The organism is bacterium, assembly GCA_030685015.1.
Taxonomy (GTDB): Bacteria; CAIWAD01; CAIWAD01; order CAIWAD01; family CAIWAD01; genus CAIWAD01.
Genome location: JAUXWS010000066.1, coordinates 1 through 11664, shown reverse-complemented (window position 1 = coordinate 11664; position 11664 = coordinate 1). Strand labels below are relative to the sequence as shown.

Sequence of the window (11664 nt, the reverse complement as noted above, 5' to 3'; positions counted from 1 at the left end):
GGGGGGACTGGCGGCCGCGCGGCTGGGCATCCGGGTCCTTGGCCTGCTGGTGGGCTGGGTGGTGGCACGCGTGCTGGGGCCGGAAGGCCTGGGACAGCTGAGCATGCCCAACCTCGTGCTGGTGGCCCTGCCCTTCCTCACGATGGGCTTCCCCGACGCCTTGGTGCGCGAGCTGCCCCTGGCCCGCGGCGGCCCGGACGGCCTGGCCCAGCGCCTGCGGGGCGGCGCCTGGTTCATGACCCTGCTCCTCGCCCTGGGATTGGCGGTCCTGTTTCTTGCCTTGCAGCCCTGGCTGGGCGGCTGGTTCGCCGATCCCCTCCTGCTGCGGCTGGCCATCCTCTCCGGCGTCTGCCACGCCGCTTTCAAGGTCAGCTACTGCGATCTCAACGGCAGCCGGCGCATCCGCGACCTGGCCCTGCTGCAATTCATCCAGGGGGCGCTGCGCGGCGCGGTCGTCCTCCTGCTTCTCTTCACCCTGCCCGAGTCGGCCCAGGTCTACGCCCTGCATGCCGGCGTCTCCATTTCCCTGCTTGCCGGCATCGGCTGGGCCGCCCGGCACGGCGGTGTGGCGGCGCCGCGCTTCGATCTCCCGGCCATGCGGCTGCTCTGGCGCTCCGGCCCCCCCCTGGCCCTCGCCTCCCTCGCCCTGCTGCTCCTCGTGGCGGGGGACCGCCTGGTGATGAGCCGCCTGCTGCCCCTGCCGGTCCTGGGGCTCTACGAGCAGGGCGTGCTCTTGCGCGACGCGCTGCTGCTCCTGCCCGCCGTGCTGCTCACTGTGCTCATCCCGGACTACACGGCGCGCCAGGGGGATCCCGCCCGGCGGCCGGGTCTGCTGGCCGATGTGGCCCGCCAGAGCGGTTTGGTGGCGGTGGGGGCGCCCGTCCTGCTCGGCCTTGGCCTATTGCAACTGCCCTGGCTGATCAGCCTGCTCCTGCCCCGATTCCTCCCGGGCGTGCCCCTCTTCCAATTGGCCGCCCTGGGGGTCTGCCCCCTCTTTCTCTCCTACATTCTGGTCAGCTTGCTCATGAGCGAGGGCCGTGCCGCGCGGGTGGGCCTCCTCGCCGCCGCCTGCCTCGCCCTCATGCTGGGCCTGGACCTGCTGCCGCCCCCCGCCTGGCTGGAGCCTTGGCTGGCCGGAGCGGCGAAGGGTGCCCCCGCCGCGGGCCTGGACCGCGCGCTGTGGGGGGCCCTGGTCGCCTTCGCCGGCTTCTGGAGCTACAGCCTGGTCGTGCTGCTGGGATCGGCGCGCCGCCTGGACTTGCCTCTGCGCCGCGTCCTGGGCTGGTTGGCGCCCTCCCTGGCCCTGGGCGCCGTCGGCCTCCTGGGCCTGGGAGAGGGCTGGCTGCAGGAATGGAACCCGTGGGTCAACCTGGCGGCCCTGGCGGCCGCCGCCCTGTTGCTGGGCGCCTATGAGACGCGCAGTGGCCAATTGTCCAAGGTGTGGCGGGCCCGCCGCGCCCCCAAGCGATGAGGCGAAGATGAAGAGGAAGACCCAGGTCCTGCTGCTGGGCGGCATCGTCCTCGTGCTGCTCGCCGTGCTGCTGGCCCCCTTCTTCAGCGGCCTGACGCTGCTGCCCGCGGACACGGTGAAGAGCCTGCCCTTCTCCGAGTTCGGGCGCGCGCAGATCTTCCGCCACGGCCATGTGGCGCAGTGGATCCCCTACCTCTTCGGCGGCATGCCCTGCTACGCCAGCGTGATGGTGACGCCCGCCTACCTGGTCTCCGCCATCGCCACCTGGGGTCTGGGCAGCGTGCTGCCCGTCATGAAGGATCCCATCGTCCTGCATTTCCTGCACCTGCTGCTGCTGGGGGCCGGCTCTTTCCTCTACCTGCGGCGCCGGCGCCTGGGCTGGCTGGCGGCGGGCTTCGGGGCGCTGACCCTCACCTTCAGCACGACCCTGGTCGGCCTGATGGGGGCCGGCCACACCATCAAGCTCTGGACCGTGTGCTGGATGCCGCTCGCCCTCTACTGGCTGGACCGCCTGCTGGAGGAGCGCAGCAGGCGCAACCTGGCGCCGGCGGCCCTGGTCCTGGGCATGCTTTTCACTGTCAAGCATGTGCAGATGAGCTGGTACTTCCTCCTCTTCGCCGGCCTCTACACGCTGCTTCGTCTGTGGCAGATGCGCGGCGGGGAGGGCCGGCCCTGGCTGGGGGCGGGTCTGCGCGCCCTGGCCTGGGTGGCGCTGGCACTGGGCCTGGCCGCCTTCTTCCTGTTGCCCGTGCTCGAATACTCCTCACTCAGCATGCGGGCCGGCACCGAGGCGGCGGTGGCGGGGGGCGCCTACGCCGGCTCCTACTCCTTCCCGCCCGCCGACCTGCTGACCTGGTGGATCCCCGGCGCGCGCGGCTTCGGGGGCGGCACCTACTGGGGCGCGCTGGAATACACGGCTTTCCCGCTCTACGCCGGGGCCCTCTGGCTGCCATTGCTGGTCGTGGCCTTCCTGGCGAAGGAGGACCGGCGGCGGCTGTGGCCCTGGCTCGTGCCCGTCCTCCTCATGCTGCTGCTTGGCCTGGGCCGCTTCACCCCCCTCTTCGGCGCGCTGGTGGACTGGCTGCCCGGCTACGCCAAGCTGCGCGCCCACATGTGGGCCCTGGCCCCCGCCCAGATGGGCCTCATCTTCATCGCGGCGCTGGGCCTGGACCGGTTGCTCAGCTTGGCCGCCGGCCTGCGAGGCGGGGCCGGACCCGAGGCCAAGACCCGCGCCTTCACCGCCCCACCCACCCGCTGGGCGCTGGGCGCCGCGCTGGGGGCCCTCCTGATGGCCGGCCTGTTCCATTTGGCGAAACCGGATCCGCAGAAAGGCCTGTCCCCCGGCGATTCCTATCGCCACGAGCTGGACGAGCAGCGCGTCGCCTATTACCTCCAGCAGCAGGGCGTCCAACCGCGGACCGAGCGGGTGGAGCAGGTGGTGGGCCAGCTGCGGGCCACGCGCGCGGCCGAACTGCGCGGCGACGCGGCACGTACCCTGCTCTTCGCCGGGCTGGCCAGCTTGGCCCTGTGGCTGCTCCTGGCCGGGGTGCTGCCCCTGCCCGCCTTGGCCGTCTTGCTGGGCCTGCTCGTCGCGGCGGACCTGCTCCCCATGGGCCGGCGCACCCTGGCCTTCGAGGCGCGGCGGGATCCCCAGGCCCTTTTCCGGGCGCGCGGCGCTCTGGCCCAGTTGGCCGCCCTGCCCGACAAGCACAGTTTCCGTGTCTGGCCGGACGGCGTCTACGGAACCAACGAGGCCGTCTGGCACGGCCTGCACAGCATCGAAGGCTACCACGGCGCCAAGCCGGCGGGGATCCAGCGCGTGTTGGGCGAGGGGCGGGTGGCCCTGCCCGGAGGCGGCTCCACCTTGCATCCCGCCTGGCTGGACCTGCTCAATGTGCAATGGGTGATCAGCCGCCAGTCACCGCCGCCCTGGCTGGAAGTGGCGGGACAGCACCCCGACGGCTTCCTGCTGCGCAATCCGGGCGCCCTGCCCCGCCTCTCCTTCCCGGCGACCTGGGAGGCCCTGCCCGGCGAGGAGCATTTCGAGCGGGTGATGGCGGGCCTGGACCCGCGCGCCCTGGCCCTGGTGGATCCCGCGCCGCCCTTGCCGGCGGGCCTTTCCACCGGCGAGGGGCGCATTGTCCGCTATGAGCCCGACCGCATCGAACTGCGCCTCACCACGGCGGGCCCCACTCTCGCCCTCCTCTCGGAGATCTGGCTGCCCCGCGGTTGGAGGGCCACCCTGGATGGACGGGAGGTGCCCATCCTGCGCGCCGACCACCTGCTGCGGGCGGTGGCTGTCAGCGAGGCGGGCGATCACCACCTCATCCTGGAGTACCGGCCGGCAGCCTGGATCTGGGGTCGCTGGATCACACTGCTGACCCTGGCCGCCCTGCTGTTGGGACGCTTCGGCTTGCACCGCCACCACCCGGCCCCGGCCCGGGAGGAGACGGCGGCGGCCTGAGCGACCGCATGCTCGTTAATTCAACCAATTCGGTTGACAGACGGCAAAGATGGGCGACGGATGGGATGCCGTCAGGGGGACGGATAATCGCCCGAAGCGCCCGATCTTGCACAGGCGCAAAGCTGAGGCGGCGGCATTCCACGATTTGAATTGTTTGCTGATCAGCAACTTCCATCTTGAAGGATCGTTGGCACAGAGCTTGCTCATGTCGGAATCAGCAAAATCGGAAGTACGATGCAGCCGTACGGAATCCGCTGAGGGGTCGCCCGATGGGGGTCGCGGTGATCAAACGGTGGGGCGGTTTCCAGAAATGAATGGGGGATCGGCATGTCGAAGGTCATGAAAAGGCGCGTGACGGATTTCAGGAAGCGGGTGGATCTTTACTTCTCCTCGCCTCTCTTCTTGCTCCTGCTCGTGGCGGCCTTCATGCTGATGTAGAATTCTTCAGGCTACATCGAGTTTCCGCGCCCGGCTCATCGGCCGGGCGTTCCTTTTTCTACACATGACGAGATCCGCCCGACCTGCTTCCCGGCGGCGGATTGCATTCCCTTCGCCCAATCTCGATTTTCCACGAAACACTTGGGCCAGGCGGCGGTCGGAGCCACTTCGCAACCATGGAGGAATCATGAAGCCTGGACGGATCTCCCTTGTTCTGCCCCTCTGCCTGATATCCACCCACCTGCTGGCCGCGCCCCTCTCCCCGCTCCGCACCCGCGGCGATCTGGGCGCCTGGAGCGTGGGCTCGGTCGCCGCCGGCCGTGGTCCGGCCGCCGGTTATTGGAATCCGGCCCTGTGGGGGTACTACGACAACACGGCGGAGATGGAATTCATCTTCTCGGGGGAGGGGGACGACCATCCCCAGCAGAGCGAGTTGGCCTTCTTCACCAATCTGGGGGGACTGGGCTTCGGCCTCGTCCACGAGGAGGATCCCACCGGCCGGCACTCCATGAACCAGTACCGCCTGGGCGTGGGATTCGGCGACAAGGGCAACTACACGGGTCTGGCCTATGGCTGGAGCAACGGCACCTGGGATGCCGCCCAGGAACCGGACCAGTTCATCGTCTCCAGCCTCAACCACCTCCATCGCTATGCCAGCCTGGGCATGACCGGCACCATCGCCCTGGGGCGCACCTATCAGTTGCCCCGCTACCTCTACGAGGCGGGCTTGGCCCTGCGGCCCTTCTGGGACCGCGCCACCCTCTCCCTGGACGGCGCCTGGCGCTTCGACAGGGACGCCTACGTGAAGAAGACGGACCAGTACTGGCTGGGCGTGGAGCTGGAGCCGGTGGATTACCTGCGCCTCAGCGCCCGCCAGGCGGTCAACCTGGGCGGCCATGCCGGCTTCGAGCCGGGCTGGACGGTGCAGGCGGGCGTGCAGCTGCGCGGCCTGGGCTTCAGCACCATCCTGCCCCAGGCCGACAACGACAACCTGGATCCGGGCCGGCGCTACTCCATCCACGTAAGCGACCGCACCTTCAACCAGGGCCTGCCCCTGGGCCACAAGAAGCACCTCTTCGCCCGCATCGAGCTGGCCGGCATGGCCGGCGAGTATCCCTGGCTGGTCTCGGGCCAGAAGTTCCAGTTGTCCAAGTTCCTGCGCCAGATGAAGGACGCCGAGGCCAACCCCCGCCTGAAGGGCCTGTTCATCAACATCAAGCCGGACTTCCAGGCGGACCTGGCCCTGCTGCGGGAGATCCGCACGCGCATCGAGGACTACAAGCGCCGGACGGGCGGCGAGGTGGCTGTCTTCAGCCACATGTACAGCCTGTCCACGCTTTACGTAGCCTCCGTGGCCGACCGCCGCGCCCTGCTGCCTGTGGGCGGCGCCCAGCTGGACAACTTGGGGCGGGAGCGCCTCTACCTGGCCGACGTCCTGGAGGAGGCGGGGATCGATTTCGTCCGCTTCAACGTGGGGGCCTGGAAGGGCGCGGGCGAAGACCTGGACCGCGCCTCCATGTCCCCCGAGGTGCGGGAGAACGTGGGCCGCTGCTTCAACGACATCTACCAGCACATGACAAGCGGGATCCAGCAGGGTTATGGCTTCAGCGACGCCCAGATGGAGCGCGTGCTGGAGCGCTGGTTCTTCTCCAAGGACGACATGTTGGAACTGGGGCTGGTGGACACCCTGCTCTACGACGATCAAGTGGAGGACTGGGTCTGTCGCCGCGAATCGAGCGACGATGACGACGGGAAGAAGGACAGCCACGGCATCACCATCTCCCTGGGCTTCGATGCGGCCAAGCTGAAGAAGCTGAAGGAGGACCGGGTCGTCTCTCTGGCCTCCCTGCAGGAGAAGCCGGCGAAGCGGCGCTGGGGCGTGCAGCCCGAGGTGGCCGTCATCTACGCCGCCGGCCCCATCATGTCGGGCCGCAGCCTGGGTCCCTTCCTCATCGGCGACGAGACCCTGGTCAAGCAGTTCAAGGCGGCCCGCGAGGACGACAACGTCAAGGCCGTCGTCTTCCACATCGACAGCCCCGGCGGCAGCGGCTACGCCTCCGACCTGATCTGGCGCGAGATGGAGCGCCTCAAGAAGAAGAAGCCCCTCATCGTGGTGCAGGGCTTCGTGGCGGCCTCGGGCGGCTACTACCTGTCCATGGCCGCGGACACCATCCTCTCCACGCCGCTCACCATCACCGGCTCCCTCGGCGTGGCGGCCGGCCTCTTCATCGACAAGGGCCTGATGGAGAACTCGCGCCTGCGCCAGGACGGCGTCTGGGCGGGCAAGAAGGAGAGCTTCGGCGGGGCCATGGTCATGGCGCCGCTCAACGTCGACGCCGGCAGCGCCCAGTTCCGCCTCCCCGCCTTGCCTGTGTTCGGCCGCGAGCTGACGGAGGGTCAGTCGCTGGAGGTGCAGGCCATGGTCCGCGATTTCTACAATGATTTCGTGCAGAAGGTGGCCGATGACCGCGGCAAGAGCTGGGAAGAGATCGACGCCATCGCCGAAGGCCGGATCTGGTCCGGCCGCGAGGCCCAGCGGCTGGGGCTGGTGGACGGCCAGGGCGGCCTGCAGGACGGCATCGACCTGGCCATCGAGCGCGCCGGCCTGCGCAAGGACGACGTCAAGTTGCGGGAGATCCACCCGGAACTGAATCTGGCCGACCTCCTCAACCTGCTGCGCCTGCTGGGGCAGGGCGGCGGCCTGACGGCGGCGCAGGAGAGCCTGGTGGCCGAGCAGATGGGCCTGGCCCGCGACGCCCGCTATCAGATCCTGGGTTCGGGGCGGCCCGAGATGCTGGTGGACGAGGACCTGCTCGCCTTCCCGCAGCGCTAGCAGCCTGTCGGACTTGGCCACTTGGCGGCCTTCATCGCCCCAATCCGTCCGGATTTTCCGCAAGTTTCTTGAACAGACCACCAGTATGCCCTGCGAAACTTCCGAAAAACCGGCCTCGATTTGGACGCGAATCCCATCCAAAGCCCAAGCCCGACAGGCTGCTAGCCCGGGACGTGAAGTCATCAATCTGGAAGGACTGATCCATGAAGAAGAGCACGCGTCGCGGCCTGGCCCTGCTGTGCGCCCTGCTGCTGCTGGCTCAGGCCGCCTGCTCCCTGCACGGCAGGGGCGGTGGCGGCCTCTCGCCGGAGGGCGCCGCCCTGGTGGGCACCTGGGAGGACCTGGAGACGGGATCCCTCACCATCGTCGCGCTGCGTGAGGGCCGGCCCGTCGTCCAGTCGGTGGTGGACGGCGATGGCGAGAACTTCCCCATCACGCAGCAGCACTGGGACGGCCGCACCCTGACCTTCACCTATCAGGTGCCCTCCTCGGGCTACCTGGTGGAGATCGTGTTCATTGGCGTGGAGGGAGAGCGCCTGGCCGCCACCTGGAGCAACCAGGCCCCGGACGGCCAGATCGCCGCCGGCAGCCAGGACTTCCAGCGCGTCAGATAGAGTCTTGTCCACGGCCACGGGCGGGGGGCGGTCCCCCCCGCCCCGTGGCGGAGCGAGACCGCCCTGGCTTGCGCCCCGATGCTCCCTTTGCTACTCTGTGGGCCTTCCGCCGCGTTCGTCTAGTGGTTCAGGACGCTGGCCTCTCACGCCGGTAACACGGGTTCGAATCCCGTACGCGGTACTGCCAACCCGCTGCGAGCCTGCTTGGCGGCAGGCTCCTTCATGTTCCAGCCCGACTGTCAGCGCAGGGGCCTCCGCGGTCCGGCCTCCCGCCGGATTTGCAGTCGGGGCGCGGGCCGGACTCTGCTCTCCCGCCCGTCCGGATGGCATTGCAGGCAGGCGGGACTGTCGTAGAGGTAGCCGGCCACGTCCTCGTGCTCGTTGTCCATGGCTGAGCGCCGGTGGGCATGACAGCCCAGGCAGGAGAACTCCGCCAGGTCGGCGCCATTGATGTGGCAATCGGCGCAAGAGGTCCATTGGCCGCGGTGCTCGCCGGAGTAGATGGGGAAGAAGCGGCGGTCGTGGTCGAAGCTGGCGCCCTGCCAGCCCGCCGTGCTGTGGCAGGCGGCGCAATCGGTGGGGAAGCCCGCCGTCAGGTGGTTGGGATTCTGCGCGGCCTGGTAGTCCCCCAGATGGCAGGCCTGGCATTCCTGCGGCGTGCCGGCGTATTGCCCGCCCTGGTGGCAGGCGGCGCAGGCCGTGCCGCGGTGGGCGCCGCTCAGGGGAAAGGCCGTCCAGCCGTGATCAAAGCGCGCCGGCCGCCAGGCGGCGCTGCCGTGGCAGTCACCGCAGGTCAGGGGAAAGCCGCCCGCCCCATGATCCGGCTCGGCCGCAGCCTGGTACTGCCCCAGGTGACAGGCGGCGCAGGCGGGGGAGGCGGTGGCGAAACGATCGGCGCTGCCTCCCTGGTGGCACTGGGCGCAGTCGAGCGCCCCATGCGCCCCGCTCAGCGGGAAGAGGCTGCGTTCGTGGCGGCGCCGCAGCAGTTCCTGGTCGAACCAGCGGGCCGGACGGTGGCAGTCCGTGCAGCCGTCGCCCAGGCTGCCCTGGTGGATGTCCAGATGGCAGTCCTGGCAGGACGCGGCCGTGCCACGGAAGCGCAGGTCCCGGTGGCAGGCGGCGCAGGCCACCCCGGCGTGGGCGCCGGCCAAGGGCCAGGAGCTGTCGCGGTCGTGCCGGAAGGCCGGATCGCGGCGCAGGGTCCAGTCGCTGGTGGTGTGGCAGGCCGCGCATGTGTACGCCAAGGGTCCATGGGGACTCTCGACGGCGCCCGCCGTGACGCCCGCCCACAAGAGCAGCAGGAGACAGGCGCTCATCCCGCCCTCTCCCGGCCCGGCCTGAGCCGAAGATCTCCGCGCAGGCCCAGGCGCCATTCCCGCTGCCAGTCCTGCTCCAGCCTGTGCCATTGGGTTCCCGCCTCCCAGCGCAGGGAAGCGGGCAGGCGGCCGTGCAGGAAAAGTCGGGCGGCGGCGCCCGCCTCCCGGTCGAGCTGCCGCACCACCCTCCAGCCGCGCAGGCCCAGTTCGATCCCCGGCAGGCGCGGCGGGGCCAGCCCCAGATTCAGGCCGGCTTCACCGCCCCGATCACGCGGCCCCAGCAGCAGCTGAACATCCAGATCGGCCCGGTTGAGCAAGCCCTGCGTGCGGTGATGCGAGAGGCCCAGCCCGACCAGGCGCTCCATCCCGCTGTCCAGGCGCACGCCGCGGGCCCTCCCCTGCAGGCGGGCCTGCAGGCCGCCCACCCGGTGCCCCAGGGCCAGCGTCAGCTGCTGGCGACGCGGCTCGACCAGTGGCGTGACCACCGCCGGCAGCCCTGTCTCCGGACGGGGCCACTCCGTCAATTGATGGCCGGCTTCCGCCTGCCACTCCCCACCCAGCCAGCGCAGGCGGGTGGACGAGATGCGCAGCAGGCCGGTGCCTGTGTCCGCTCCCCGGTCTTCGGCGCGCAACCAATGCTCGAAGCGGCCCCGGGACAGGAAGCGCCATTGGTTGTTCCAGGACAGGCCGCGCCTGTCCTCCTCCCCGGTCCGCTCCAGGCGAAGTTTGAGGTCGCTGTCCCAGGGACTGGTCCTGTCGCGCCAGCGCAGGCGCAGCCCCGCCCCCATGGACCGCTCACCGGCGGTGGGCCGGCTGCCCGTCGAGATGCCCCACAGCAGAGGGGCCGATCCGGCACGCTCCACGGACAGGCCGTCGAGGGGTCCGCCCAGGGCGCCCCGCCCGTCGGCCAGGCGCCCGACCTGCCAAGTCAGTCGCTTGGCCAGGGCGGGCCCGCTCAGGGCCAACTCATCCAGGCGGCCATCCTGCCGGCCCGTCCCGCCCCAGCCGGCCTGATGGCGCATCTGCAGGGACAAGCCCCAGCCCTGGCCCGGCGCCGGTCCGGCCCGGAGGCCGAGGGCGCCCCGCCCCATGCTGCGATCCTGGTCGCCGCCGGACCAGCGGCTGGCTTCGGCACGCCACCAGCCCTGGGCACGGATGCCCGTGGCGGCGGCCCGGCGCTCCAGGGCGGCCACTCCGGCGGGCGGCAGAGGCTTGGCGGCGGCGGGCGCGGGCGCCGTCCCGACCGGCTCGAAGCAGATCTCGTCCCCCACGCGCAGCTCGACGCCAGCCGGATGGACGCGGCCCGAAGCCCGTCCGCTGCTGACAAAAAGCACTTCCACCTCAACCTGACGGCCATCGGGCCGGCACAGGGTCCCGCGCATGCCCGCCACCAGTCCGTTGGCGGAGCCTGCGGCGAGGTAAACCACGTCCGTCGCCACGCTGTTGACGCGGACGGCCAGGCTTTCGGCCCCCTGGCCGGCGGTCCACAGGAGAAGCAGGACCAGGGGCGGAAGGAGCCGTCGCGTGGGATGGAAGCGGCCGTGACTCATCGCAGGGGCTCCCATTTGCGCAGATCCGGACCGCGGCGCTGGTGCCCGCGTCCCCGCAGATCGCTGCCGTCGGGATGGCACTGCAGGCAGGCGTGGCTTTCCCACGTGTAGCCAGCCACCTCGTCATGCTCCTCGTCCATCTCGGACTGGCGATGTTCATGGCAATGCGTGCAACTGAAGTCGCCCAGGTCGTTGCCCAGGTGGCAGCTGGCGCAGGTCTCCCACTCGTCGCGATGGCGGCCCGTGTAGATGGGGAAGTAGATGGCGTGGTTCCAGGCGGAGGGCCAACCGGCTTGCGAGCCGTGGCACATGGCGCAGTCCGTGGGATAGCCCTCATCCGCATGGTCGGGGCTGTCGGCCGACTGGTAGTCCGCCGCATGGCAGGCGTGGCAGTCCGTCGGCGTGTTCTCGTACTGGCCGCCCAGGTGGCAGGCGGCGCAATTGACAGAAGTGTGGGCTCCGGTCAGCGGGAAGCCGGTGTCGTTGTGGTTGAACACGGCTCCCTGCCACTGGGTCGTGCTGTGGCACAGCGCGCAATCCTGGGGGAACTGGGCGGCAAGGTGGTCGGGATCGTCGGCCGAGCTGAAGTCATCTTCGTGGCAGAAGAAGCAGGCGCTGGGTGTGTTCTCGTACTGGCCGTCCACGTGGCAGGCCGCGCAGCTGACGGCGACGTGGGCGCCGGTGAGCGGGAAGTCCGTCAGGTCGTGGTCGAAGGTGGCCGGCTGCCAGGCGGCCGTGCTGTGGCAGGTGGCGCAGTCCTGGGAGAACTGGTTGGCGGCGTGGTCGGGATTGCCCGCCTGCTGGTAGTCCGGCTCGTGGCAGGCCCAGCAGGCCCCATCGATGTCCGTGTACTGGCCGCCCACGTGGCAGGCCGCGCAGCTGACGGCGACGTGGGCGCCGGTGAGCGGGAAGTCCGTCAGGTCGTGGTCGAAGGTGGCCGGCTGCCAGGCGGCCGTGCTGTGGCAGGTGGCGCAGTCC

Annotated in this window: 7 protein-coding genes and 1 tRNA gene; 5 read left to right on the top strand and 3 right to left on the bottom strand. The window is 70.2% G+C overall.

Going from position 1 to position 11664, the window contains the following annotated elements:
* The 5 genes from Q8O14_09420 to Q8O14_09400 all read left to right on the top strand — a co-directional run.
* The coding region (locus Q8O14_09420; protein ID MDP2360957.1) for an oligosaccharide flippase family protein at window positions 1–1471 on the top strand (1471 nt) is incomplete at its 5' end.
* A gap of 7 nt (window positions 1472–1478) precedes the next feature.
* Window positions 1479–3935: a hypothetical protein gene (locus Q8O14_09415; protein ID MDP2360956.1), complete on the top strand. Its 2457-nt coding sequence runs from the start codon at window positions 1479–1481 to the stop codon at window positions 3933–3935.
* A gap of 625 nt (window positions 3936–4560) precedes the next feature.
* Entirely contained in the window at window positions 4561–7206 is a 2646-nt protein-coding gene (locus Q8O14_09410; protein ID MDP2360955.1) for a S49 family peptidase, read from the top strand.
* Window positions 7207–7409: 203 nt separating this feature from the next.
* Window positions 7410–7820 carry a hypothetical protein gene (locus Q8O14_09405; GenBank protein MDP2360954.1) on the top strand — a complete coding sequence of 137 codons (411 nt, stop codon included), beginning with the start codon at window positions 7410–7412 and terminating at the stop codon, window positions 7818–7820.
* A gap of 108 nt (window positions 7821–7928) precedes the next feature.
* Window positions 7929–8001, top strand: a tRNA-Glu gene (locus tag Q8O14_09400).
* 58 nt (window positions 8002–8059) lie between these two features.
* On the opposite strand, the gene Q8O14_09395 is transcribed toward Q8O14_09400, so the two are convergent.
* From Q8O14_09395 to Q8O14_09385, 3 genes are all read right to left on the bottom strand, one after another.
* Window positions 8060–9136, bottom strand: coding sequence for a cytochrome c3 family protein (locus Q8O14_09395; GenBank protein MDP2360953.1), 1077 nt, complete (start codon window positions 9134–9136; stop codon window positions 8060–8062).
* Window positions 9133–10686, bottom strand: a complete 1554-nt coding sequence (locus Q8O14_09390; protein ID MDP2360952.1) for a hypothetical protein — start codon at window positions 10684–10686, stop codon at window positions 9133–9135. The genes Q8O14_09395 and Q8O14_09390 overlap by 4 nt, the downstream gene beginning before the upstream one ends.
* Window positions 10683–11664: hypothetical protein (locus tag Q8O14_09385; protein MDP2360951.1), on the bottom strand; the 982-nt coding region annotated here is incomplete at its 5' end. The genes Q8O14_09390 and Q8O14_09385, both read right to left, overlap by 4 nt.

What these genes read in the sequence shown, in the direction of transcription:
- Q8O14_09395 (MDP2360953.1), bottom strand. Translation starts at nt 9,136, where the DNA reads ATGAGCGCCTGTCTCCTGCTGCTCTTGTGGGCGGGCGTCACGGCGGGC.
- Q8O14_09410 (MDP2360955.1), top strand. Translation starts at nt 4,561, where the DNA reads ATGAAGCCTGGACGGATCTCCCTTGTTCTGCCCCTCTGCCTGATATCC.
- Q8O14_09405 (MDP2360954.1), top strand. Translation starts at nt 7,410, where the DNA reads ATGAAGAAGAGCACGCGTCGCGGCCTGGCCCTGCTGTGCGCCCTGCTG.
- Q8O14_09390 (MDP2360952.1), bottom strand. Translation starts at nt 10,686, where the DNA reads ATGAGTCACGGCCGCTTCCATCCCACGCGACGGCTCCTTCCGCCCCTG.
- Q8O14_09415 (MDP2360956.1), top strand. Translation starts at nt 1,479, where the DNA reads ATGAAGAGGAAGACCCAGGTCCTGCTGCTGGGCGGCATCGTCCTCGTG.